This is a genomic window from Acinetobacter pollinis, from assembly GCF_015627175.1.
In the GTDB taxonomy this organism is placed as follows: domain Bacteria; phylum Pseudomonadota; class Gammaproteobacteria; order Pseudomonadales; family Moraxellaceae; genus Acinetobacter; species Acinetobacter pollinis.
Genome location: NZ_VTDQ01000001.1, coordinates 131,896 through 156,145, shown reverse-complemented (window position 1 = coordinate 156,145; position 24,250 = coordinate 131,896). Strand labels below are relative to the sequence as shown.

The 24,250-nt window shown below is 35.7% G+C and carries 18 protein-coding genes, 9 tRNA genes and 1 pseudogene; 18 read left to right on the top strand and 10 right to left on the bottom strand.

Annotation, left to right across the window (positions count from 1 at the left end):
* Positions 1-107: 107 nt before the first annotated feature.
* Complete coding sequence (locus tag I2F23_RS00810) at positions 108-959, bottom strand: DUF1853 family protein (protein ID WP_195770709.1); 852 nt, start codon at positions 957-959, stop codon at positions 108-110.
* A 73-nt stretch (positions 960-1,032) separates the two neighbouring features.
* Between I2F23_RS00810 and I2F23_RS00805 the strand changes: the two are divergent.
* From I2F23_RS00805 to I2F23_RS00760, 10 genes and pseudogenes are all read left to right on the top strand, one after another.
* A pseudogene (locus I2F23_RS00805) lies at positions 1,033-1,401 on the top strand (YbaN family protein); the annotation flags it as partial.
* 3 nt (positions 1,402-1,404) lie between these two features.
* A complete protein-coding gene (locus tag I2F23_RS00800) occupies positions 1,405-1,929 on the top strand; it encodes a L,D-transpeptidase (protein ID WP_195770708.1) in 525 nt (174 codons plus the stop codon).
* Positions 1,930-2,045: 116 nt separating this feature from the next.
* Positions 2,046-2,121: transfer RNA gene (locus tag I2F23_RS00795), tRNA-Val, on the top strand.
* A gap of 22 nt (positions 2,122-2,143) precedes the next feature.
* Positions 2,144-2,220: transfer RNA gene (locus I2F23_RS00790), tRNA-Asp, on the top strand.
* Positions 2,221-2,256: 36 nt separating this feature from the next.
* Positions 2,257-2,333 (top strand) — tRNA-Asp (locus I2F23_RS00785).
* A 16-nt stretch (positions 2,334-2,349) separates the two neighbouring features.
* Positions 2,350-2,425, top strand: a tRNA-Val gene (locus I2F23_RS00780).
* Between the two features lie 37 nt (positions 2,426-2,462).
* Positions 2,463-2,539: transfer RNA gene (locus I2F23_RS00775), tRNA-Asp, on the top strand.
* Between the two features lie 35 nt (positions 2,540-2,574).
* A tRNA-Val gene (locus I2F23_RS00770) sits at positions 2,575-2,650 on the top strand.
* A gap of 37 nt (positions 2,651-2,687) precedes the next feature.
* Positions 2,688-2,764: transfer RNA gene (locus tag I2F23_RS00765), tRNA-Asp, on the top strand.
* Positions 2,765-2,801: 37 nt separating this feature from the next.
* A tRNA-Val gene (locus I2F23_RS00760) sits at positions 2,802-2,877 on the top strand.
* Positions 2,878-2,980: 103 nt separating this feature from the next.
* Here the strand turns inward: I2F23_RS00760 and I2F23_RS00755 are convergent.
* The 4 genes from I2F23_RS00755 to I2F23_RS00740 all read right to left on the bottom strand — a co-directional run bounded on the left by I2F23_RS00755 (position 2,981) and on the right by I2F23_RS00740 (position 9,342).
* The gene (locus tag I2F23_RS00755) at positions 2,981-5,503 is read right to left on the bottom strand and encodes a PepSY domain-containing protein (protein WP_195770689.1); all 2,523 of its coding nucleotides are present in this window, start codon (positions 5,501-5,503) and stop codon (positions 2,981-2,983) included.
* Positions 5,504-5,659: 156 nt separating this feature from the next.
* Positions 5,660-6,220 (bottom strand): YcxB family protein, encoded by a 561-nt coding sequence (locus I2F23_RS00750; protein WP_195770688.1) that lies wholly within the window; start codon positions 6,218-6,220, stop codon positions 5,660-5,662.
* Positions 6,221-6,288: 68 nt separating this feature from the next.
* Positions 6,289-8,463 (bottom strand): YccS family putative transporter, encoded by a 2,175-nt coding sequence (gene yccS, locus I2F23_RS00745; RefSeq protein WP_195770687.1) that lies wholly within the window; start codon positions 8,461-8,463, stop codon positions 6,289-6,291.
* 174 nt (positions 8,464-8,637) lie between these two features.
* Positions 8,638-9,342, bottom strand: coding sequence for a nitroreductase (locus I2F23_RS00740; RefSeq protein WP_195770686.1), 705 nt, complete (start codon positions 9,340-9,342; stop codon positions 8,638-8,640).
* Between the two features lie 680 nt (positions 9,343-10,022).
* Here I2F23_RS00740 and I2F23_RS00735 point away from each other — a divergent pair.
* From I2F23_RS00735 to I2F23_RS00720, 4 genes are all read left to right on the top strand, one after another.
* The gene (locus tag I2F23_RS00735; RefSeq protein WP_195770685.1) at positions 10,023-11,504 is read left to right on the top strand and encodes an alanine/glycine:cation symporter family protein; all 1,482 of its coding nucleotides are present in this window, start codon (positions 10,023-10,025) and stop codon (positions 11,502-11,504) included.
* A 213-nt stretch (positions 11,505-11,717) separates the two neighbouring features.
* Positions 11,718-13,934 (top strand): TonB-dependent hemoglobin/transferrin/lactoferrin family receptor, encoded by a 2,217-nt coding sequence (locus I2F23_RS00730; RefSeq protein WP_195770684.1) that lies wholly within the window; start codon positions 11,718-11,720, stop codon positions 13,932-13,934.
* 20 nt (positions 13,935-13,954) lie between these two features.
* Positions 13,955-14,818: a hypothetical protein gene (locus I2F23_RS00725; protein ID WP_195770683.1), complete on the top strand. Its 864-nt coding sequence runs from the start codon at positions 13,955-13,957 to the stop codon at positions 14,816-14,818.
* Between the two features lie 103 nt (positions 14,819-14,921).
* Positions 14,922-14,998 (top strand) — tRNA-Met (locus I2F23_RS00720).
* Between the two features lie 89 nt (positions 14,999-15,087).
* On the opposite strand, the gene I2F23_RS00715 is transcribed toward I2F23_RS00720, so the two are convergent.
* The gene (locus I2F23_RS00715) at positions 15,088-15,345 is read right to left on the bottom strand and encodes a hypothetical protein (protein WP_195770682.1); all 258 of its coding nucleotides are present in this window, start codon (positions 15,343-15,345) and stop codon (positions 15,088-15,090) included.
* A 224-nt stretch (positions 15,346-15,569) separates the two neighbouring features.
* Here I2F23_RS00715 and I2F23_RS00710 point away from each other — a divergent pair, with 224 nt between their 5' ends.
* Entirely contained in the window at positions 15,570-16,442 is an 873-nt protein-coding gene (locus I2F23_RS00710) for a DMT family transporter (protein ID WP_195770681.1), read from the top strand.
* A gap of 24 nt (positions 16,443-16,466) precedes the next feature.
* Here I2F23_RS00710 and I2F23_RS00705 read toward each other — a convergent pair whose 3' ends face one another.
* On the bottom strand, positions 16,467-18,092 hold the full coding sequence (locus I2F23_RS00705) for an NAD+ synthase (RefSeq protein WP_195770680.1): 1,626 nt from the start codon (positions 18,090-18,092) through the stop codon (positions 16,467-16,469).
* Positions 18,093-18,321: 229 nt separating this feature from the next.
* Here I2F23_RS00705 and I2F23_RS00700 point away from each other — a divergent pair, with 229 nt between their 5' ends.
* Positions 18,322-18,789, top strand: coding sequence for a type IV secretion protein Rhs (locus I2F23_RS00700; protein WP_195770679.1), 468 nt, complete (start codon positions 18,322-18,324; stop codon positions 18,787-18,789).
* Here I2F23_RS00700 and I2F23_RS00695 read toward each other — a convergent pair.
* The 3 genes from I2F23_RS00695 to I2F23_RS00685 all read right to left on the bottom strand — a co-directional run bounded on the left by I2F23_RS00695 (position 18,786) and on the right by I2F23_RS00685 (position 21,296).
* The gene (locus I2F23_RS00695; protein WP_195770678.1) at positions 18,786-19,361 is read right to left on the bottom strand and encodes a peroxiredoxin; all 576 of its coding nucleotides are present in this window, start codon (positions 19,359-19,361) and stop codon (positions 18,786-18,788) included. The genes I2F23_RS00700 and I2F23_RS00695 overlap by 4 nt on opposite strands.
* 102 nt (positions 19,362-19,463) lie before the next feature.
* The gene (nadC, locus tag I2F23_RS00690; RefSeq protein WP_195770677.1) at positions 19,464-20,312 is read right to left on the bottom strand and encodes a carboxylating nicotinate-nucleotide diphosphorylase; all 849 of its coding nucleotides are present in this window, start codon (positions 20,310-20,312) and stop codon (positions 19,464-19,466) included.
* 63 nt (positions 20,313-20,375) lie between these two features.
* Positions 20,376-21,296, bottom strand: coding sequence for an NUDIX hydrolase (locus tag I2F23_RS00685; RefSeq protein WP_195770676.1), 921 nt, complete (start codon positions 21,294-21,296; stop codon positions 20,376-20,378).
* A gap of 232 nt (positions 21,297-21,528) precedes the next feature.
* Here I2F23_RS00685 and nadA point away from each other — a divergent pair, with 232 nt between their 5' ends.
* Positions 21,529-22,731: a quinolinate synthase NadA gene (nadA, locus tag I2F23_RS00680; RefSeq protein WP_195770675.1), complete on the top strand. Its 1,203-nt coding sequence runs from the start codon at positions 21,529-21,531 to the stop codon at positions 22,729-22,731.
* The gene (nadB, locus tag I2F23_RS00675) at positions 22,715-24,235 is read left to right on the top strand and encodes an L-aspartate oxidase (protein ID WP_195770674.1); all 1,521 of its coding nucleotides are present in this window, start codon (positions 22,715-22,717) and stop codon (positions 24,233-24,235) included. The genes nadA and nadB overlap by 17 nt, the downstream gene beginning before the upstream one ends.
* Positions 24,236-24,250: the final 15 nt, after the last annotated feature.

Sequence of the window (24,250 nt, the reverse complement as noted above, 5' to 3'; positions counted from 1 at the left end):
TAGGTATGTCATTTATTGTAGTTAATTTCTGACTTTAGAATAACCAAATTAAAATAAAAGAAGTATTAAATTTTATGGTTGGATTGTAATCAAATTGTTATTTTATTTTAATAAATATAAAGTGGTGATGCGGCGCGATACATATAAAATAATTCATCATTTACATGATGATATAGCCCATTAATCCACCATTGAGCTATAGGTGACGTGGGCTTTAAGTTTGGGGTTATCCATTCCTGACGGCTTAATCGATAAAAATTTGGTAAAATAGTGTTTCCCCAGTAGCCAAGCCGTCTCTCAGGATTAATCCAGTGGGGTAAATTATTTTGCTCCTTTAGAGAAATATAAAGTTGTCCTTTAAACACAGCAATTTTTTGATCGATTGAATAACCAAGAGCATGATCAAATTGAAATTGCCTACAGGTTGCATGAGAAAGTTTTTTTTCTAATTTATCATCTCTATTTAACCCAAACCAGTCATTAAATTGCATATTTTTCTCGGCCAAATAGTATTTTAGAGCCACTTCCCAGTGTTCAATGCGGTCGTTTTTTTTATTTAAGACTACAAAGTCTAATTCACCTAGTGTTTTAGATCCTAAGATTTGTTGTACGCTATGCCCCAAAACTTTAAAGTGATGATAGTCTTCATCTAATAGCCAAAACCATAAGAACATTTCAAATCTTAAACCAAGTCGCGTGCTTTTAAGCTGAGATAAAAAATCAAGTAAAGGGGTTGGGTTTTGGTCAAGTTCATTTAAGCGTGTTTTATATTGATCATAATATTCATACCAATCTTCATTCGTGTGAAATGAAAAGGCATGATGAATGGTGAGATCGTTAGGTATCGCTTGTATAATATTTGGGCTTGCAATACAAAAGGCAAGTTGTCGAACTATAGGATGAGAGTATGACAACCAAGGTTCGAAAAAATATTGATGTTTCATCTTATAATTCGGCATAAAATAATTTGGGGTAGCTGTAAGCATGATTTAAAAAACTAAATTATGGAAGATATAAGGAATGAATCGTGTGATGAAAACACTATTTTGGCGAATATTGGTAATATTATTTATTGTGCTTGGTGGAATTGGTGCAATCTTACCTGGGATGCCTACGACAGTATTTCTCATTTTAGCTGCGTGGGCTGCATCTAAAGGATGGCCTCAAGTCGATGAATGGTTACTAAATCATCCCAAATATGGTGAGTCACTCAGAAATTGGCGTAAAAATGGTAGTGTTACACGTAAGGTAAAGTGGATTGCTTGTTTGATGATGTTAGGTAGTGGCATCTTAATGATATTCACATCGGCACCAATATGGGTAAAAATTTTTACCGACACAACAATGTTAATTGTCGCGATTTGGCTATGTCTCAGACCTGAACCAAAAGATATAAAGGATAATATGATTAAGCAGGAAAAATTTGACATTAAAGATGTAGATGTCTTGGTTGATATTGCAAAACAAACATTAGTTCTGCCAAAGCTCAAACTAAAATTCAAAATTTCTACAGCTTTAAATGGAGCAGGGGAACAAGAAAATTCAGGAAAAACACCCAGAGGCTGGCACACGATTGAGCAAAAAATAGGAAAGAATACACCTCAAAATACGGTTTTTGTTGGTCGCCAACCGACAGGTGAAATTTATTCTTCAGTATATGCTGACCAATATCCTGAAAGAGACTGGATATTAACGCGAATTTTATGGCTTAAAGGGTTAGAGTTAGGCAAAAACTTAGGTGAAGGGGTAGATACATACCAACGTTATATTTATATACATGGTACACCAGACATAAATCCGATGGGAATTCCTTTATCTCATGGTTGTATCCGTATGCATAATGCAGATCTGATTCATTTATTTAATGCGATAGAAGAAGGTGCATTGGTTTATATTGCAGAAGATTGTGAAAAAATGAGCGAAATATGATGTTTTGACTTATTTTTTAATCATTTAATCGCAAAAAAATACAAAGAGTGATAAAAGCGTTTGACACACCGAATAGATTCTCTATAATGCACCTCACAAACGATAAACACGTTAGAGGGCGCTTAGCTCAGTTGGTAGAGCGTCTGCCTTACAAGCAGAATGTCGGCGGTTCGATCCCGTCAGCGCCCACCACTCTTACGTTGAAGTCTTAAGTGCAGCGGTAGTTCAGTTGGTTAGAATATCGGCCTGTCACGCCGAGGGTCGCGGGTTCGAGTCCCGTCCGCTGCGCCATTTAAGATTTAGTTTGTGCAAGTTATACCTGTAAGTGCAGCGGTAGTTCAGTTGGTTAGAATATCGGCCTGTCACGCCGAGGGTCGCGGGTTCGAGTCCCGTCCGCTGCGCCATTTACAGATAGAGCTTGGGCGCTTAGCTCAGTTGGTAGAGCGTCTGCCTTACAAGCAGAATGTCGGCGGTTCGATCCCGTCAGCGCCCACCATAACTTATAAAAGAATAAGTCCTTTTATAAAGATTATGCAGCGGTAGTTCAGTTGGTTAGAATATCGGCCTGTCACGCCGAGGGTCGCGGGTTCGAGTCCCGTCCGCTGCGCCATTTAAGACTTATCCCCTTGTCTTTTTAGACGAAAAGGGCGCTTAGCTCAGTTGGTAGAGCGTCTGCCTTACAAGCAGAATGTCGGCGGTTCGATCCCGTCAGCGCCCACCATAACTTATAAAAGAATAAGTCCTTTTATAAAGATTATGCAGCGGTAGTTCAGTTGGTTAGAATATCGGCCTGTCACGCCGAGGGTCGCGGGTTCGAGTCCCGTCCGTTGCGCCATTTAAGACTTATATCCTTTAGTCTATTCAGACGAAAAGGGCGCTTAGCTCAGTTGGTAGAGCGTCTGCCTTACAAGCAGAATGTCGGCGGTTCGATCCCGTCAGCGCCCACCATATCCAAACTTTAAAATTTCCAAAAATATACTAATCCTTGTATTAATCTTATTCTGCTTTTTATAATATAAAAAAGCCGAGTATGTACTCGGCTATATTCGTTTTAATAGACATCTCGTTTATAGCGATCTGTCTCTCTTAATTCATCTACGAGTTCTTCGCCTAAAATATGAATAAGCATTTCATCTACTTCACGTGCCATCGTATTAATACTTCCACACACATAAATAATGGCACCTTCTGAGACCCATTTTTTAAGCTCTAAAGCCTGATGTTTGAGTTTATGTTGTACATAATATCCATTATCTGCATCTCTAGAGAATGCGAGATCTAAATGTACTAAGTAATCCATACTCTGTAGATTTTCTAATTCAGCTTGATAGGTGAAGTCTTTGCCTTTTTGACGCTCACCAAAAATTAGCCAATTATTTTTATAGTTAAGCTGTTTTCTTTGCTGTAATAAACTCATAAGACCAGCAATTCCAGTGCCATTCCCAATAAGTATAATTGGTCTATTATCTGCGATTAAATGGAAATTCTCATTTGTTCGAATACGTAGCGCAACCTTAGAGCCAATATCTGTATATTTACATAACCAACCAGAGCCTAAACCATATTCGAAAGGCTCTTCGGTAGATGAATGTAACCTTACAACCAATTGCAAATAACCTTGCTCAGGAATACTCGCAATTGAATATTCTCTAGTAGGTAACGTTGGTAGGTCTTCTAGTTGTTTATCAGTGGAGAAGTGTTTAAGATCTTTGTCTGCTAGAAGAGAGTAAAATTTCTCATTGTTTATATCTAAATTATTTTCAGAAAGAAATGCTTGAATGTGCACTCTAGTATTCATTGGTTGTGTTTCAGCAATATCACCAGCTTTCCAAGTCATGTCTGTTGGTATATCAAAATTAAGTAGATAAATTGGAGCACCTTGGCTTTCAGGATTACTATGCTTCTTACCGAGTAATGTACAGTTTTCAAAATGAATGTCTTCTTCAACTATATTTAGATCAAGCTGTGTGCTTTGAGCTAAAGAGGTATACCATAACTCGATCGCATTAGGATCTAAATTATCAACTTCTATAGGTTGAAAGAATGGTAGGGCATTTTGTTGTTTCAACCACTCATTAACCATATGTCCGAATTGACAATAGCTATCAACATATTCTTTAGAACCCAATGCAAGTACTGCATAATTTAGATGTGATAAGTCTAATTTTTGGGTCATTATTTTTTTAACAAAACCACTAGCAAGATCAGGAGCATCTCCTGTACCGTACGTACTTATAATGAATAATATACGTGAGTGGTTGCTAAGATCTGTGGCATCTATCTTATGAATTGCTTTGACCGTTACGAACTGTTGTTTTTCTTGTAAACTGGCAGACGTATGCCAAGCAATTTGTTCTGCAGTACCTGTTTGTGAAGCATACACGATGAGCCAAGCATCTTTATTGGTACTAGAGTTAGGCAATACGGTATGGCTTTGTTTGGCCTGTGCTGTAAGTTTCTTTTGTTTACGCCTTTTTAGATATAGCAAAATGCCTGTCACAAAAAATAGGGGCATAGCAAGAGATGCAAGCATTGCAATAAATTGCCAAATTGGTCCAAAGAAACTTCCTCTATGTACAGGAAGCATGCTAGTCATTATTTTTTCATTGAGTTTTTTATCTTCGTATTTCTTCAATGCATCAATTTTATTTGTCGCATAGTCATAAGTTGCGGTATTACGTGCACGTTCATGCTGTGGTGAAGGGTCTACAAATGTTAGGTCGACCTGATTATTATTTTTTTTAGGAATAGTTAAGGTTAAACTAGAAAATCCGTTTGCATAGCTCTGACTAAATCCATTCCATGTTTTATATAGCGCTTGAGTGACTTCATCGTTAGAAATTTTATGTTGATGCTCTCCATCACGGCTACCTTTACCTTGCATCATTTGCATAGGCTGTGGGCGGTCTACACCCATAACTTTAAACATGCCATCGCGCCACCAATCATAAGACCAATATAATCCTGTGACAGCAAAAAGAAGGTAGAACACAATAACCCATGTACCTACAACAGCATGTAGATCCCAAATAAAATTTCTACCTTTAAGTTTAGGTTTTATAAAGACCCATTGTTTTAAAGTATGTTTTTTGGGCCAACGTAGATAGATACCGCTTAGGACAAAGTAAATGAGCATGAGTGCACATGCACCTGTAATTTGCGTACCTACAGGGCCTAAAGTAAGATTTCGGTGCAGTCTGAGAATGAACTGAAAGACTTCTTTTCCTTGAACTTGAGGAAGTGTATCACCGGTGTAAGGGTTAATCATAAGATCTAGACCTTTACGCTCTCCCTCTTTTTTTATATTTACAATAGAGGAAGCATCTGGTGCTTGCATCATCGTAATACTATTAATTTGTAGCTCAGGATCTTTAGTGAGTAGTTTTTGATAAATTTGATCTGGTGTAAGCTTAGGGGAATCTGCAACTTGAACAACATAACTATCTTGGTTAAACCATTTTAAAATTTGTTGATCGTAAGAGTAGAGCGCACCTGTAACACCAGTAATGGATAAGATGAGACCTGCTGTAATCCCGAAGAACCAATGGAGTTGGAAGAGGGTCTTTTTTAGCATAAGTAAATACTGACAATAAAGAAGAGATAGCGTATAAATATTTGGCGATTATAACGAATTATTGAATCTAAATGTTATTATTTTACATATGGCATTAATTATCATTTATTTTTTTAGATGAAAAAAACTCCTTTTAAAAAAGGAGTTTTTTTAAATTTAAATATTTTTAGGCTGTCCAACAGATTCTTTTAAATGCTTACGAATTGTTGAAAAGGCAAAGTTTTTGCTATCCATACGTTTTGGTAAAATGTATGCACCTTGTTGATCTTTTAGCTTAAAGTTAATGAGTAAAAAATCTGGTGTATCGTACCATTCGTACATATCTTTCCAGCCAACAGATCCGACACCTTCTTGTAGTCCTACTTTCTGGCGCATTACAATACCTGAGGGTTGTACACCTAGTCGTATGCCTTTAATGTCTTGAGTAGGGAACTCATTCATTTTTCTTTTTACATACCACTCTAATCCGTATTTTCGTATAAGTAGATAGATTGCCACACAGGCAAGAGCAACCCAGCAAAAAATAGTAGAATAATTTTTTATTAAAACAATACCTAAAATTGAAAGTAAAACGACAACGCCCATAATTGCCCAAGCTTTCATACCAATTTTATTTGTACTGCGCCAAATGGTGAGTTGGGCATTTCGTTGTTCTGCTTCAGACACTTCATAACTTACTGGTTGTAAAGTGTATGCATATAAATTTTTAGCTGTCATAGTGAATCTTTACAGATATTAAACTTTAAAAAGTGTACCATTTAATCAGGTTTAGGCGTGAGCATCTTTTAAAGAGATGCAAACGCACTAGAGTCGTCTTGTTCATAACTTAAACTTTGTTTAAGCGTTCTTAACTGTCCTAGAATACCAAACATTAACGACAATTGCTGTAAAATGACAATCGCAAGTTGATCATTCGCATCGTCTTGGGACAAGCGCTCTCGAATGTTTTGTAAAACATTACTTACTGTTAAGTCTGGCATTTCATCATGTAGTAGCACGCCTGTAATATCACTGAGTGCTTGATCAAGCAATTTTAAAATATCAGGATCTTCAATTTTTTCTCGGTGGGCACCGAGTGCTGCAATATAGCTTAATAAGGTATGGTTTAAGCAGAGTAAGTCAAAAGACTGTGTCTTTTTCGAAGCATTATAAAAAGGTTCAGTGGCTAATGTTGAAATAACAGATGCCAATTCTGCATCACTATTATGTGCTGCGCGACGTGTAAAACGATAGTCTAGACTATTACTTTTTCCATGATGGTATTGCTTTACAACCTCATTTAAATAGTCGCACTGTGCTTGGAATGCTTTTTTAATATTTCTAGGCAATCGTCTAAATTTCCAATCTGGAAAAATGAAAGTAACACCTAGCCAAGCAAAGAAACAACCAATCATTGTATCTAATAGCCTTGGTAAGGCTGCACTATAGCCAAAGCCACCATCTAAATTGAAATTGATTAATGCTAGAATTGTAATAAATGCAGTGGCTTGAGCATATTGTTTACTACGAAGCTCGAAGAATAAGATACCACTAATCACCAGTAATGTGAGCTGCCCTTCAGTTGAAGGAATAAAATATAAAATCCCAAAACCTACAATCACACCCATTAGCGTGCCAATAATTCGTAGTCTTAAACGTCGTTTCGTTGCATTAAAATTGGGTTGGCTAACAAATAATGCAGTGAGTAATATCCAAAAACCATAAGTAATATGCGTTGTTTGAATAAAAATATATGCAAAAAATAAGACGATACCAATGCGAATCGCATGTCTAAATAAAACAGACTCAGGTGTAAAATTCTGTTTAATGCGTAGTACGATATCTGAAAAACCTTTTAAATCATCATCTTTAAGAAGTAGACTCTCTTGCTGGCTTGTTCCGATATTTATCGCTTGTTCAGTTTCGAGATTAATTAACTGACTATCTATAGACTTTAGGTTTTTATAAAGGGAGTGTAAGGCATTAACCCACATTGGATCGTTGGGATAATCTTGTCTTAATTGCTTTAATGACAGGTTAAGGTTTTCGAAGGCCTGTTTAAATCGAATGTTATGTTCATACTTTGTGCGGTGTCGAATGCTGTCGCTGAGATCTTTGCAAGCTTTGCCCTGTAGAGATAAAATCCTCTGGAAGCGAAAAATAATATCGCTATGTTTAAAGTATTCCACTAAAACTTGATAGTCGATATGCGATGAATCTGCTCTTTCGTGAATATCTTGTGCAACAAAATAATATTGTAAGCTACGCCGTGTACTTTTTCTTCCTCGATCTCCTTTAAGGCGCGTGAGCAGTGAAATTTTCATTTCATTAAATAGCTGAATAAGCTTACTGTTTTCTAACGATAGATCGATCCAGCTTTGTTTATAACTTTCATCTGTCATGTCGACATCGAATAAGTTTGCTTTGGCAAATAGAAAATTGCCTAGAGAGGAGTAACTGAGTGCAAGTTTTTCTTGTACGGGTTGAATAGGAAAGATTAAGTAACTGATGGTCGATAAAATACCATACCAAATTGCGCCAATAATCAATAAAGAAGGTTGTATATACCAAGTGTCAAATAAGTGTACACCAAGCATACTATATACAGAGACAACAAGGCAGCCATAAGAAATCGTAGCGTAACGTCGACCTAGAGAGCCAAGTAAAACCCAGCATATGCAAGCAAATAGTAAACTGATAGCGAAGATGATTGGGTAGGGAAAGAGAAGTTGAATCGCACTCGCCGCAATGAAAAAGCCTAAATAGGTATAAGCAAGATTCATAATTCGAACGGTAAAACGATCGTCAATATCACTGAGACCTGCTGCAACAACCCCTAAAGTGAGCGGAATAGTCGCAATCTGAAAATTTAAGAAGTATGGAATAAATGCAGTGCCCAAAAAGGCGATTGCCATTCGGAGGTTATAAAGTAAAGAGGCACGATATTTAATCTGACGAACACGCTTAAGCCCAATATTCAATGACCTGATTCCTCATAAAAACTTCTCATGAAATTTAAGTTTCTAATCCCATCTTATTATAACTGAAAAGATGATAGAGAGATGGGCTAAAAAATATGAATATTCATACCAGAATATCCCTTATTTTGCCTTAAAAAACATGAGAAGCTGTAGAAAAATCTTGGTCTTCGATGACTATTCTAAGAAAGTTGTAAAGTTTTCGACTGGTTCACGTGGCGTATGAAAGGTATTTACGGGTGCATTTTTATCTGCATATCCTAGCGCGATGGTACATACCAGCTCTTCATCATCAGGCGCGTTTAAACTATCTAAAACAATTTGATGAAAATGGTTCCATGCAGCTTGAGGACAGGTGTCTAGACCTCTTGCTTTGGCACTGAGCATAATATTTTGTAGCATCATGGCAATATCCATTTTTGCGCCAATACCCATTGCTTTGTTCACAGTTACAAATATACCTACAGGCGCATCGAACAATTTATAGTTACGCAATTGTTGTGCAGCCATTTTCTCTTTTTCGCCACGTTGAATATTAAGTAATCCGTATAGTCCCCAGCCATTTTCACGTCGTCTGTCGATATAAGGAGAAATCCATTTTTCAGGATAATAGGAAAAAGTTTCCGTATATTGCTCCTTTAATGAAGGATCTGCATTTACTTGAAGTTGTGCGTTACAAACTTTTTCAACAATCTCATCTCTTTTTTTTCCACTAACGACGTAGACTTTCCAAGGTTGTGTATTTGTGCCAGATGGAGCGCGTGAGGAGACTGCAAGAATACTTTCAATGATTGATTTGGAAACAGGTTGATCTGGTAAGAATGCTCTCACAGAGTGACGTGATCCAATAACTTCATCAACAATATATTGTATATTATCCATCCGTGTACCTTAGGTTAGTTTCATTGTTTTGTGATATATATAACACTTATAGAACAATAGCGTATTAATAAATCGCGATATATGAATTTCTTTACTAAAAATTGTTTCAATATTTGTCATTTATAGGTTTTTAAGAAAAGCTGTTTGATATTTGTATATTGTTGTTCTAAATGTATGTTTTTAAGAATTAAATTTAAAAAATATCTTTTTGAAATCGACATTAAAATCCTGAGTAAATGTTCAAAAAAGACTAATCTAACCTATAAAAGTTCTCTTCAATTTAAGAAAAAAATTTGGTTTAAAGGCTGGTATGCGTATAATTGCGTGTTTTTTACGTTTAAGGTGTTCTTAGATTTCGTAATAATTGTTATATATTTATATATATCAATAAGGTTTTTTGACCATTGATATTATAGGCAGAGAAACGAAATCTAAGAACAGGCTTTTAAGTTCTGGCGAAATGTTTGAAGGGTACTTTCTAAATAGTAAGTAGACCGACATCTATTGCATCGAGTACAGTTCTACGTTTGTTTTTTGTTTATTGCATCCCAAATAGGTCATCGCATAAGACAAGAAATAGTACCAAATATCATCATTATAATTAATGTGCGAATAACTTGGTGCTTTTATAACGTTTGGATACTTTCGAGAGCCATATTTATATAAGGACGGATGTCTGAATGAATCAGGAATTAAATGATTTACTCATGGGTTGGATCAACCACCTTAATGATCCACTTTGGGACTTCTTAATTATTTTCCTACTGTCTGTGGGTGTTATTTATACAATCGCAACAGGTGGTGTACAAATCCGAATGTTCTTAGAAAGTATTCGGGTTATGAAAAGCAGTCGTAGTGAGAATGAAGATAATAAACGACATGGTTTAACTCCCTTTCAAGCTTTTGTAACAGGTTTAGCAAGCCGTGTAGGTGTAGGTAACATCGGTGGCGTAGCAATTGCAATTGCGATTGGGGGGCCGGGTGCAATTTTCTGGATGTGGGTTACTGCATTGGTAGGTATGAGTTCAGCATTCGTTGAGTCTACACTTGCACAATTATTTAAAATACGTGATCCAAAAAATCAACGTTTCCGTGGTGGACCAGCTTATTATATTACCAATGGTTTAAAAAGTAAGTCATTCGGTATTCTCTTTGCATTGGCTATGATTTTGGCCTACGGATTTGTATTTAATTCTGTACAAGCCAATGCCATGATTGATGCATCTTCTCATGCATGGGGATGGAATAAGTATAATATTTCTATTCCAATGGGTAGCTTTAACTTCCCTGTATCTTGGGTTGGAATTGTACTCGTATTCCTTATTGGTATTGCTATTTTTGGTGGTATTAATCGTATTGCACGCTTTTCAGAGTTGTTTGTACCGTTAAAGGCAGGTCTATATTTAGGCGTTGCTTTTTATATTGCAATTATTAACTATGAACAATTACCACATTTATTTGGTTTAATTTTCACAAAAGCATTTCAGTTTGATGCTGCTGCTGGCGGTTTCTTTGGAAGCATGGTCTCAATGGCATTAATGCAGGGTGTAAAGCGTGGCTTGTTCTCTAATGAAGCAGGTATGGGTTCTGCACCTAATGCTGCTGCTGCATCTGATGTTCCGCATCCAGTAAACCAAGGTCTTGTTCAAATGTTGGGTGTATTTGTAGATACTTTTATTGTATGTACAAGTACAGCGATGATTATTTTGATTTCTGGTGCTTATACAGAAAAAGGCTTTGTTGGTGTTCAATTAACACAACGTGCTTTAGAGAGTCAGTTGGGGCCTTGGGGCGGTGATTTACTCGCATTCTTATTATTCTTATTCTGTTATTCTGCAATCTTAGGTAACTATGCATATGCAGAAGGAAATATGCAGTTTATTAAAAATAACCGTAAGGTAATGTTTATCTTCCGTATATTAGTCTTATGCATGGTATATTTTGGTGCAATTACAAGTGTACCTCTTGTATGGGCAATGGCCGATTTATCTATGGGTATTATGGCAACATTGAACCTCGCAGCTATTTTACTTCTTATGCCTTTTGTTATGGTTCTTTTGAAAGATTACCGTAAACAACAAAAAGCAGGTATTAAGGACCCTATCTTTAAACTGGATGATCATCCTGAATTAAAGAAAAAAGTAAAAAGCGATATTTGGTAATAAAGAGCTCCCTGATGGGAGCTTTTTTTTGATGAATCATTAAGCAATCCTTTTATAAAATAGCGATAGTACTAGAAAACCAATTTGTTATTGATTGTTATTCTCAATTGTAAATATTTTACATAAAGTTACTCAAAGCATTCTATTCATCTCTCGGATAGTTTTTTTTAAGATCATTTTGTAAATGATTATCAATCAATAATAAAGTATTGCATGTGTGATTCGTCTGAAAACAAACTAAAACTTAAATACTTAAACTGTTGTGTTACAGCTGTAATGATAAGTATTTCTTTATCAACATATGCACAAAGTACAGAGCAATCTTTATCTCTTCCTGTTATTACAGTATATGCAGCACAACAACAAAAGGTTCCAGAATCAATTACAACCATTGATCATGATAACTTAATACGAATGGGTATCACTGATATGGCAAGTATAGTGAAGTATCGACCTTTAGTGAGTGCACCTAAAGCCGTGAATGGCTCTGGAAATGCATGGGATGGGGCGGGTACAAGTGGCTATAATATTCGTGGTGTAGAGGGTAATCGGGTTGGTTTAGATGTGGATGGCGTAGAGTTAGCAAGTGCAACGCCCGAGCCAGATAGTTTAAAAGGAAATAGTTTTAGTTCGGGTCGAGACTTTATTGATCCAGAGTTATTTAATCAGGTTGTTATTCGATCTGGAACCGTAGACTCAAAAAGTGAGGGGATTGGTGGACGAGTCGAATTTAAAACAAAAACTCCAGAAGATTATTTAAAGAAGGGGCAACATCTGGCAGGAGAGGTAAAAGGTGGATATAGCTCTGCTGATGATGCATGGTTCAGTTCCATTACTACAGCCGTAGGAAGTGATCGATTTAAAGGGCTAGTGGTATATTCTCATAGAGATGGCCATGCAACTCAAAGCGAAAGTAAGCTCCGTCCAAATCCTGTAGATTGGTCTTCTGATGCAATTTTAGCGAAGTTGTTATGGAATATAAATGAGAGACATTCATTAGGTACAATGTTCGATTTTTATAAAAAGGATACACATAGGTATATTAGTACAGACTTACTTAGTAGTTTATACCCAAGGGGTGCATCACAAGAGGTTGATGGCCAACGTATTCGTTATAGTTTAGATGATCTATATACGCCAGAAAATTTGAGTCTATTCGATCAATTAAAATCTACAATCTATTATCAAGCAACTAAAAATAATAATAAAACTTATATGTTCTATGCTGGGAAAACAGGGCAAGGCTATCGAACAATTTTAAATGATTATACAGAAGATAATTTAGGGTTAAATTTAAATGCTCAAAAAGCTTTAAACATTCATCGGTTAGAGTACGGACTCACCTTAAATCAGATAAACAGTAATCGCCCATGGCAACAATATAATCCCGATGGTAGTGTGACCACCCAAAACCGCATGGTAAAGTCTACAACCAATAAATACGCTTTTTATATTTCTGATGCGATGACATGGAGTGTATTTGGTAAACCTTTCGGGGTTACGCCAGGATTAAGGTATCAATTTGAAGCATTTAAACCAGAAAATACGAGTGAAGTTTTAACCTCTACAGCGAAACAAATGCAAGTTTCGTCCAAAGATAATCATTATTTGGCACCGAGTATAGCCATTAGCTATCAGCTTTCACCCAACTATTATAGTTATTTAAAATACAATAGAGGAAATCGCATTCCTACAGCTGCAGAAATGTCAGGAAGCTTTGATCCCGGTCGTGGTTATTCAATTATAGGGAATAGCCAGTTAAAAAAAGAAGAAAGTGATGCATTTGAACTAGGATTAAAAACGACACCTCTTGAAGGAATAAAACTAGATCTCACAGGGTTTTATACTCAGTATCATAATTTTATTGACTACAAACAGCTTAGTACTGCTATTTCTGGCGATACAATGATGACGTATCAACTTCAGAATATTGCTAGTGCAAATATTTGGGGTGGAGAAGTTTCTGCACATATCGATTTATCTAAATTTATTTCTTCTTCAGAAGGATTTAGTCTTTCACTTGTTGCAGGGACGACGAAAGGTTCAGCTAAAAATAGTAATGGTCAAAAAACGGGCATTAATTCTATTCAACCGAAGAAAGCTAGTCTGACGCTTGGATATGATGATCCAAAACAACAATATGGTTTAGGCTTTACAAGTACAGCAGTAGCTTCAAAAAGAGCTTCTCAGGATGCAAGTATCGTTAGCTCTGGTACGACTTATCCACGTGTTGCAGGTTATGTTGTACATGATCTATCAGCATATTGGAAACCTACATCTTTTATAACAGTAAATCTTTCTTTAAATAATATCTTCGATAAAAAGTATTGGGATTATGCAACGGTAGGTACTTTGACCAGTGCAAATTTAATTGATAGAGCAACACTACCAGGAAGAAATGTTGTTGCAAGTTTGGCATTTAAATTTTAATTAAATATATGAGCTCTATTATGAAGAAATATTTTTTTCTTACTCTATTGTGTGCAAGTTCAGTACAAGTATTTGCAGTACAGCCTTCCAATATAATTCCAGAAGTTTTTACAGCAGGTATTCAAGAGCCTTCAGAAGTAACAGCGAATCGCTGGGTAAGAATGTTTGCAGAAAATAATACAAATACTGTTTCTAAGAAACAATTTGTTCGTAAGTTTACAGACCAATATCTAAACTTATTCAAAGAAAACAAATCTATAAATAAGCAACAATTTATAGATTATGAATTGTTTAAGCTGGATGAAATGATGCAAAAATATCGTGAGATGTCTATAAAACAAGCTCATGTTCGCTTCCATGTTCTAGATCAGAATAAAGATGAAATACTAACGCTAAAAGAATTTCAGGAGATTGGTTTAAAAACGTTTGACGGATTTGATAAAAATCATGATGGTATAGTAAATCAGAAAGACATAGTATTGGACGAAAATAAAAATAGACTCCATGGAGGTGCTAATTTTAAAACTCCAGTGTCTATGCCTATGGCTACAGACGTATCAGGTTTTATCCAACAATATGGAGAGGGCAAAGGATACGTTACTTTGGCTATGTATTTATCTGAAAGAGAAGACCAGTATAGACATGTAAACCAAAAGAATGATTGGCAGATTTCTGAAGATGAATATGTAAATGAATTTATACAGCGATATGATGAACATGCTAACCACGCACGCGATCGTATGAAAAAATTCTACGAATTAAGATTTGAAGCTATTGCGAATGGTCACGCTAAGATACGTATTCAAGATATTGAGCATTTCTCTCAAACCCTATTTACCTATTGGGATAGTGAAAAAATGGGTGAAATACAAACAAAACCTTAAGCTTGTGCCATTTAATTTCTATCTTTGTTTGTTTGATGAACATTTGGTGCAATAGGGTGTTGACGTAAAACGAATAAATATAGATAATGCACACACAAAATATGGCTATGTAGCTCAGTTGGTTAGAGCACAGCACTCATAATGCTGGGGTCACAGGTTCAAGTCCAGTCATAGCCACCATATACTAAAAAATATATATCCATATTCCTCCAGAGGTATATATTTAAAAAATCCCCAATATTATATTGGGGATTTTTTTTATGTAATTTTTACTCGTATCTTAAAATAAGTGTAGTAACTTCATGGACATAGTATTCAATAGTATTAATTAAAATTTTATCGTTTTTTTTTGCATTTTCAAAAATAGAATACATTGCCGAGTCTAATATCGTTGAATCTTTAGAATTGATCCAAAGATTATGGATATACCTTTCTTGATTAATCATAATGACATCTTTTACTTGTTCTAAATATAAAGTATGAAAATCTATTTTAGACTTTAAAGTAAGTAGTAGTAACGTTGTCATTAGCATCCTGAACGAAAGAATGGTTAAGTGTATAGTAGCGTGTATAGCTAAGATATTCATTTTCTATATTATTAATTTTGTTAGTAAAAAAAAATATTTGTAAGCTATAGCGTACAAAGATAAAATGTTTGTGTGAAAATAAGACAGTATTAAAAAAATTAGAACAATTAATTATAATCAAGGCTGGACTTAGTAGATTAATAATAAAGCAAAAGGAGTAAATTATGAAGAAATTAGCACCATTATTTGTGATTTTAGGTGCAATATCTTATGCAATGGTTGGTATAGTATTAGAAATGGCAACATATCATGGCTATCCTATTCAAAGAATTATTGTTGGTATGTATTTGTTTTATTTTATTTTTTTATATAGCTTATATATATTTTCTAATAAAAATAAAGGATTACTTAGTAAAAAAGAAACTCTTATATTTTTAGGTTTAGGCGGTTTCACTATATCGATTACGTATTGTTTTTATTCATCTTTAAGGTGTGTAGGTGTGCCTATGGCAACCTTATTACTAATGCAATCTTCATGGATCACACCAGTATTTTCTGCTTTTATAGGAAAGAATAAGATAGTAAAGAAAGATATTCTATCTATGCTTCTTATTATATTGGGCGTATTTGTTTCTCTAGTTGGTCAGAATACAAATATTTCTCTTTTGGGTGTTGTTTGGGGGGTAGGTGCAGCTATGAGTTATAGCCTGATGATTTTATGCTCGTCTTATTTAGCATGTGAAAAAAATATTTTAGAAAAATCTGCAATAATGAGTTTAGGTGCTTTTATTTTTTCCCTATTCTTATTTAAAGATCAAAGTATTGTCAGTTTTTTTGACGAACGTACATATTGGTCAATCTTATACGCATTGTTTTCAACAATTTTACCTCTCACCTTACTTTCACTAGGACTAAAGCATATTTCAATGAATTTAGCTGGTGCGCTTATTACTTTAGAAATTCCATCCGCTTATTTCTTATCACATATATTTTTATCACAAAAAATAACGGTTTATCAAATATTAGGTTGTATTATGATTACGTTAACAATCTCGGTTCCTAAAATATATTTATTATATTTAAATAAAAAAGCCTAACTCTTAGTTAGGCTTTTATGTGTACTAGATACCAGCTTTCCAACCGTTGACGATTGGATAACGTCTTTCCCGGCCAAATGCTTTTGAGCTAATACGTGGCCCAATGACACCTTGACGGCGTTTGTACTCATTGTTGTCTACAAGCTTGATGACTTTTTCAACAATATTCTTATCAAAACCACGTGCAATAATATCGGTTTGGCTTTGATCTTCTTCGATATAGGCATATAAAATACTGTCTAATACATCGTAACTTGGTAATGAATCTTGATCTTTTTGATCTGCACGTAATTCTGCAGAAGGTGGACGAGTAATCACACGTTCAGGAATAACTGGTTTCTCTGATATACTGTTACGATATTTTGCAAGCTCAAAAACAATAGTTTTATAAACGTCTTTAAGTACTGCAAAACCACCAACCATGTCGCCATAGAGTGTGCAATAACCAACTGCAAGTTCAGATTTGTTACCTGTAGACAAAACAAGATTACCAAATTTGTTTGATAGTCCCATGAGTAACGTACCACGTGCACGTGCTTGTAAATTTTCTTCGGTTGCATCTGCTTTTGCATTGCCAAAAAATGGGAAAAGTGTTTGCTGGTAGCTATTCACGATTTGATTAATTTCTGCAATTCCAAAAGCAACGCCTAGATTCTGTGCTTGAGCGGCAGCGTCTTCCACGCTTATTTTTGCAGTGTACGTATAAGGCATCATTACAGCTTGTACTTTATCTGCGCCGATGGCATCTACAGCAATTGCCAATGTAAGTGCGGAATCAATACCACCTGAAAGGCCTAAGATAACCCCGGGAAATCCTGAGCGCTGTACATAATCACGTGTTGCTAAAACTAAACCTTGATAAATCTCTGCCATTGTTTCAAGAGGTGCATGTTGTTCTGAACTCTCGAAAATTGCACTTTGTGCATTATAAACAGTGTAATACAGCTTTTCTTGATAGGTTTCTGCTTGTAAGGCAACATCTCCATTTTTATTAATCACAAATCCTGAGCCATCAAAGATGAGATCATCTTGTCCGCCCACTTGATTGTTATAAATAATATTGATGTTTAATTGTTTCGCAACTTCTTGTAGTGTTTTTACACGATGTTGTGGCTTGCCTACTTCATAAGGTGAAGCATTTAATACAAAAACACTATCTACATTCAATTTTGATAGTTGCTGAACCGTATTTAAATTCCAAATATCTTCACAGATAAGTACACCAAAACGATGTTCACAGTATTCAAATACAAGGTGTTGATTTCCTGCATTAAAATAGCGCTGTTCGTCAAATACACCATAATTAGGTAAGTTTTGTTTATTATATACACCTAAAACTTGACCATCTTTCATCACAGCAGCAGAGTTAAATCTTTGACCATCTTCTGTTTGATGAGCAAAGCCAAAAACGACGATGATATCTTTGATTTGACTTAATTTTTCAAATGCTTGTTGGGTTCTTTTTTTTAGGCTAGGACGTAGTAATAAGTCTTCTGCTGAATAACCAATCAGACTAAGCTCTGGAAAAATAATGAGGTCAGCATGCTCTTGTTTTGCTTTGCTTATTTGCTCAATCATTTTTTGGGTATTACTTTCAAGATTGCCGACATGTGGAGAAAACTGAGCAAGCGCAATTTTAAAATTTTTCATTTAAACAAAATCCTATTCCTATAGGGGTAACAATGGACTGATTTTTTGGATTTAATTATTCAGCTCATTGTCAGTTACACATTGATATAAGGGAATAATTCGGTAGATGCTACTATATACGAAACTACACGAATATTAAGCTTTAAAAATTAAAAAAATCTGTATTTCTTCAAAAAAAGTTACAGATAACCAATAAGTTTGCACAATTTTTATCTATAGGTGCTTCACCATGTTTACGTCTATTTGGCAAAGGCTAAATCAAATTTTTATTGTACAGCAACGCTCATTAACTTATGGTGAAAAACAATTAATCCAATCTGTTTTTAAGCACCATATTGTTTTAGAGAATGTAGAGATTATTGCACATAAAGCCATTATGAAAAACTATGCAATGAGTCCAAATGGTAAAGTTTATTTTAATCCTGTAAATTGGGTTGACGATTTTTCAACATTAGATATTTACAGGCAGTCTTGGTTTATTCATGAAATGGTTCATGTTTGGCAGTTACAGCAAGGAATAAATGTTGTACTGGGAGCAATGTTTAACAGGCGTTATCATTATCAATTGAAGTGTGATAAGACATTTTGTGAATATGGTATAGAACAACAAGCACAAATGGTGCAAGACTATTTCTTAAAAAAGAAACTTGCCTTGCCATGTACCGACTTAGAAACATGTATCCCATTTTGTGCTTAATGGCGTGAATGTTGATGTGCTATTACATCTGCTAGAACTTGTTTAGCATGGGTTTCTGTATTTACGCTTTGGTAGTGGTAAACAATATTTCCTTGAGGATCAATTAAAAAGGTTTCTCGTTTTGCAACTTTTGTAATACCTAGGTTACGTACAATACCCAATGCAGATGTCAATTTATTCTGATGATCTGCGAGAATAGGAAAGGGTAATCCAAGTTTGTTTGAGAATTTTTCATGTGATGCTAATGAGTCCAAGCTGACACCAAGAACAATTGCATTATTTTTTAAAAATTCTGGATAAAGCTCTTTAAACTGATTTGCTTCCTCTGTACATCCTGGTGAATTATCTTTAGGGTAAAAATATAACACCAGCCATTTACCCGTATATTGCTCGAGTGTATGCCATTTTCCGTATTGGTCTTGTAGTTGGAATCTTGGAGCAGATTTTCCAACCCACTCTTTTGTATCTTCTTTTGAGAAAATTACGTTATTTGCATAACTTAGATTTATACTAAATACAATAATAATAAAAAGGTAAAAATACTTTAAAAAGGGTATAAGTTTGAAAAACATTGGCATAGCCTTTTTTTAATAAATATAGAGGCTATTATGAGGTGTTTTTATACAAATTTTAAATACAAGGTTGTAAATTTTATTACAACCTTGAGGCTGCTATTACAAGTAATCTAAACCAATATCTAAATATCGGGCACTATGTGTGAGGTAGCCTAACGCCATAAAATCGACCCCTGTTTCTGCAACATCTTTAGCAGTTTGGGGCGTAATACCACCAGATGCTTCTGTTGCGGCTTTCCCCTTACACATTAAAACTGCTTTTTTAAGTATGTCAGGTGCCATATTATCTAATAATACTAAAGACACACCTTCTTTTAATACTAATTCAAGTTGTTCTAGTGTATCTACTTCAACTTCTACAGGGGTGAGGTGTCCTGCATATGCTTTTGCTTTTTGAATTGTCGAAATAATATCCCCATCAGAAAGCGCAATATGATTATCTTTAATTAAAATTGCATCATCTAATCCCATACGATGATTGCGTCCCCCTCCTGTGCGTACAGCATATTTTTGGACGTCTCTTAAACCTGGAATTGTTTTACGTGTACAGGTGAGGCGAGTTGAAGTATGTGCAATAGAGCTTTGAATTTCGTGGGTAGTCGTTGCAATACCACTAAGGTGTGTAAGAAAGTTAAGCGCTGTACGTTCAGCACTTAATATTGCATGTGCATTACCTTCAATAGATGCAATTATTGTATTAGGGGTAAGGGGTGCTCCATCTTCGATGTGTGCAGTAAATCGAATATTAGAATCCATTGTTTTGAAAGTGAGTCTGGCTAAGTCTATGCCACATAAAACACCTGACTCGCGCGCTACAATGTGTAATTGAGCTTCTTTTTGAGCAGAAATTACTGCTGCAGAGGTTACATCGCCACGTCTTCCTAAATCTTCTGTTAAAGCTTTTTCTATCAGTGGTTGCAAAATAACGTCTGGCAATGCGTAATGCATAGTAAATCTCCAATATATGCTCATATAGAGTATATGTTGGAAATTTACAAGGATGCAATCTTTTTAATTATTTGCGATAGGAAGTTTATATCCAGAAAGTAAACTTTCTTGAAGTACATTCTTTTTAAATCGATAAAGCTGTGCAGGACGACCTCGTTCTACAATTGCTTCTTTACCTGTGGCTTCAATTAAGTTTTGATTGTGTATGAAGCGTCGAAAATTTTGTTTATGAAGTTCAACACCTGTGAAAGCTTCTAAACTTTTCTGTAACTGTAATAATGTAAATTCTGATGGCATTAAATCAAAAATAACAGGGCGATATTTCAGCTTTGCACGTAGCCTTGTCATGGCTGTAGCCAGTACACGACGATGATGATTCTGCATGGGTTGACCTGTAATTTCTTTACTTAACTGGTGGTTGAAATAAGGAGATTCAGCAATGAGTCCTGCTTCATACATCAGCTCATAGCGTAAAAGAACATGTTCTTCTTGCCACTCATGTTCATCTAATCCCCAGCATAAATTCAGTCGTTGTGTACGTTGTCTATGTATTTCAGTATTTGAAGATGAATCTATCCAATTTTGTATATGATTGATAATACAATCAATATTATTCGTATGATTTTTCCTCCTTGTATCTTCCCAAGGGAAATAATCATACCAGTCATGCCATTTTGCATCTAATGCGAGCTTTTCTTCATCGGCTTCTTTTACTAGCCCCAAGTAACTGACATATACGACTGGATAGCCAGTAATTTGTGAGCGTTTAACATCTACGAAAGTGTACAATTGTTCCATATAGCCAAGAGGTTGTCTTGTTTGCTGTTGCACCCATGTGCGAGCACCTGCTTGTAACGAGTGGTGAATAGGTGTGAGAGGTCCAAAGGGGAGTAAATCACCTTCATGAATCGTTAGAACACGTGCTGAAAAATTTGTTACCGCAATTAGTACAGCAACAAGCTCGGTGGTTGTTTCTTGAACCATATATATTTTATGTTCTCTTATATCGCATTATTGGATTTCATCGGGTTTATTGTATTGGAAACACATGACTTCTTAAATACTTCTTAAAAAATTAGAAGAATCTCCAATAATTAAATAAATATATTTATATATTAGTAGTTTAGCTTAATTATACTCGAATTGATTAAAAAAAGTTTGAATTTATATACTCATTATGAGCATAATTGGTGAAGAAGTAATTTGGATGAATGTAATGAAAAACGCTATTGAGCATTATCCCTATGAAAAGCCATCGTTGGATTTCATGCAAACGTATTTAACTGATGCAAAAGAACAACAAATACAAAATAGTTGTACATTGCAACATGCGTGGGCGAAAGTCCAACAACCCCTCGAACAAGAAAAACAAAGACTTTATATTGAAGAAATTAAACAACTTTTAAAAGAACGCAATGCGGTAATGGTTGCACATTATTACGTCGAACCTGAACTTCAAGATTTGGCCTTAGAAACAGGCGGAATGGTCGGAGATTCGTTAGAGATGGCAAAATTCTGTAAATCGCATCCTGCTGAAACATTACTTGTTGCAGGGGTTCGGTTTATGGGAGAAACCGCTAAAATTCTAAGTCCTCATAAAACCGTACTCATGCCCGACTTAGACGCGACATGTTCGCTTGATTTAGGCTGTCCTATCAATGAGTTTTCAAAATTCTGTGATGACCACCCTGAGCGTACGGTTGTTGTATATGCAAATACAAGTGCAGAAGTAAAGGCACGTGCAGATTGGATAGTAACCTCTTCTATTGCAATTGAAATCGTAGAATATTTACATGCACAAGGGCAAAAAATTATTTGGGGACCTGACCGTCATTTGGGAAGTTATATCCAAGCACAAACAGGCGCAGATATGTTGTTATGGCAAGGTTCTTGTATTGTTCATAATGAGTTTAAGAGTATTGAGCTTGAACATTTAAAGCAAAAGCATTCAGATGCACTGGTCTTAGTACATCCTGAATCACCTGCTGAAGTTGTAGCGCATGCAGATGTCATTGGTTCGACCAGTAAGTTACTAAAAGCGGTAACGCAATATGACAATCAAACATTTATTGTTGCTACAGATTTGGGCATTTTGCACGAAATGCAGAAACAAGCCCCTCATAAACAGTTTATTGCAGCACCTACGGCAGGTAATGGCGCTACATGTAAATCATGTGCATTTTGTCCATGGATGGCGATGAATGGTTTAGAAGGTTGTTTGAATGCTCTGAAATATCAGCATAACTGTATAGAGCTAGATTCAGATTTAATTATAGAGGCTGAAAAACCAATTTTAAAAATGTTGGATTTTTCTGAAAAATATCAAAAATTTAACCAAGAAAATAAGCACGCTTTAAATCTAGGATCGCAGTCTTTTAAAGTATGGTTAACGGAGCAACAGCATGGTGCAAAGTTTTGAGTATGATGTCGTTATTGTTGGTGCAGGGTTAGCAGGTTTAACAGTCGCGTTGTCTTTGCCGCAAAATATGCGTGTAGCATTATTTTTAAAAGATGATATTCATGTCTGTTCAAGCTATATGGCACAAGGTGGGATTGCTGCCGTTCTTGCTGAAACGGATACGATAGAAAATCATGTAAAAAATACGCTTACAGCAGGTGCAGGGTTATGTCATGTTGAAAATACACAACAGATTTTAGCTCAAGCACCCGAGGCAATTACTTGGTTACAACAGCAAGGCGTTATATTTGACACTGAGCCATCTCATCGCACTAAACAGTTACATTTAACTCAAGAAGGTGGACATGATCATCGTCGCATTGTACATGTAGCAGACCATACAGGAAAATCGATTATTCAAGCATTAATTGAACGATTGAATGCTCAACAACATATTGACTGCTTATTTGGATACGATGTTGAATCTCTGCTGACGCATGGAAAGCATTGTCATGGTCTACGATGTAAACGTGAAGGTGAGCAACGTAATTTCATTGCAAAATATACCGTACTTGCAACTGGAGGAGTGGGACAGCTCTTTGAAAGAACGACAAATCCGGTAACAGCAACAGGAGATGGTCTAGCATTGGCTTGGAATGCTGGATGTCGTGTTGCAAATTTAGAATTCATTCAGTTTCATCCAACTGGACTCGCCTTAGAAAAAGCAGGTGGCTTTCTCATTTCCGAAGCACTACGCGGAGAAGGGGGAATTTTGCGTAACATACATGGTCATCGCTTTATGCCAGATTATGATGATCGTGCAGAGCTAGCACCAAGAGATATTGTTGCCCGTTCAATTTTTAAAGAAATATTGAAGCAAAATCATCAGCCTGTATTTCTAGATATGACTCACTTAGATGCAAAGTTTGTTCAAACACATTTCCCTGCAATTTATGCAAAATGTAATTCTTTAGGATTAGATATTTGTCGTGAAATGATTCCAGTGGCACCAACGGTTCATTATAGTTGCGGGGGAGTGTTAACTGATGCTTTTGGACATACTGATATTGAGCACTTATATGCAGTTGGCGAGGTTGCATGTACTGGATTGCATGGAGCGAACCGTTTAGCCAGTAACTCTTTGTTGGAGTGTGTCGTGGTTGGTCGTAATATTGCACAAGATATGGTCGAAAAAATTCAATGGCAATATCCGAAAATAGCACAGTCAAAAATACTAAATCGCTCATATACTGAAGAAAAAACGACACCTGAAAATATTGTATTTTCAAAACAGACATTGCAAGCATGGATGAGTCAATATTTTGGTATTGTGCGTGATCATGCAGGGTTACTTAAGCTACGCATACAACTCAATACTTGGAAGGCGCAATACCCTAATGAGAAGTTGATTACCGTTGCTTTGCTGATGGTAGACGGTGCTTTAGAACGTTTAGAAAGCCGAGGTGCACATTTTAATGAGACCTATCCAGTAAGTTTGAATGAAGCCATGTATTCCGTGATTTAGTAAGAATATAAGTGT

Excerpts from the sequence above, each read along its gene's own strand:
- I2F23_RS00810 (WP_195770709.1), bottom strand. The coding sequence starts at position 959 with ATGCCGAATTATAAGATGAAACATCAATATTTTTTCGAACCTTGGTTG.
- I2F23_RS00800 (WP_195770708.1), top strand. The coding sequence starts at position 1,405 with ATGATTAAGCAGGAAAAATTTGACATTAAAGATGTAGATGTCTTGGTT.
- I2F23_RS00755 (WP_195770689.1), bottom strand. The coding sequence starts at position 5,503 with ATGCTAAAAAAGACCCTCTTCCAACTCCATTGGTTCTTCGGGATTACA.
- I2F23_RS00750 (WP_195770688.1), bottom strand. The coding sequence starts at position 6,220 with ATGACAGCTAAAAATTTATATGCATACACTTTACAACCAGTAAGTTAT.
- I2F23_RS00740 (WP_195770686.1), bottom strand. The coding sequence starts at position 9,342 with ATGGATAATATACAATATATTGTTGATGAAGTTATTGGATCACGTCAC.
- I2F23_RS00735 (WP_195770685.1), top strand. The coding sequence starts at position 10,023 with ATGAATCAGGAATTAAATGATTTACTCATGGGTTGGATCAACCACCTT.
- I2F23_RS00730 (WP_195770684.1), top strand. The coding sequence starts at position 11,718 with ATGTGTGATTCGTCTGAAAACAAACTAAAACTTAAATACTTAAACTGT.
- I2F23_RS00725 (WP_195770683.1), top strand. The coding sequence starts at position 13,955 with ATGAAGAAATATTTTTTTCTTACTCTATTGTGTGCAAGTTCAGTACAA.
- I2F23_RS00715 (WP_195770682.1), bottom strand. The coding sequence starts at position 15,345 with ATGACAACGTTACTACTACTTACTTTAAAGTCTAAAATAGATTTTCAT.
- I2F23_RS00710 (WP_195770681.1), top strand. The coding sequence starts at position 15,570 with ATGAAGAAATTAGCACCATTATTTGTGATTTTAGGTGCAATATCTTAT.
- I2F23_RS00705 (WP_195770680.1), bottom strand. The coding sequence starts at position 18,092 with ATGAAAAATTTTAAAATTGCGCTTGCTCAGTTTTCTCCACATGTCGGC.
- I2F23_RS00700 (WP_195770679.1), top strand. The coding sequence starts at position 18,322 with ATGTTTACGTCTATTTGGCAAAGGCTAAATCAAATTTTTATTGTACAG.
- I2F23_RS00695 (WP_195770678.1), bottom strand. The coding sequence starts at position 19,361 with ATGTTTTTCAAACTTATACCCTTTTTAAAGTATTTTTACCTTTTTATT.
- nadC (WP_195770677.1), bottom strand. The coding sequence starts at position 20,312 with ATGCATTACGCATTGCCAGACGTTATTTTGCAACCACTGATAGAAAAA.
- I2F23_RS00685 (WP_195770676.1), bottom strand. The coding sequence starts at position 21,296 with ATGGTTCAAGAAACAACCACCGAGCTTGTTGCTGTACTAATTGCGGTA.
- nadA (WP_195770675.1), top strand. The coding sequence starts at position 21,529 with ATGAAAAACGCTATTGAGCATTATCCCTATGAAAAGCCATCGTTGGAT.
- nadB (WP_195770674.1), top strand. The coding sequence starts at position 22,715 with ATGGTGCAAAGTTTTGAGTATGATGTCGTTATTGTTGGTGCAGGGTTA.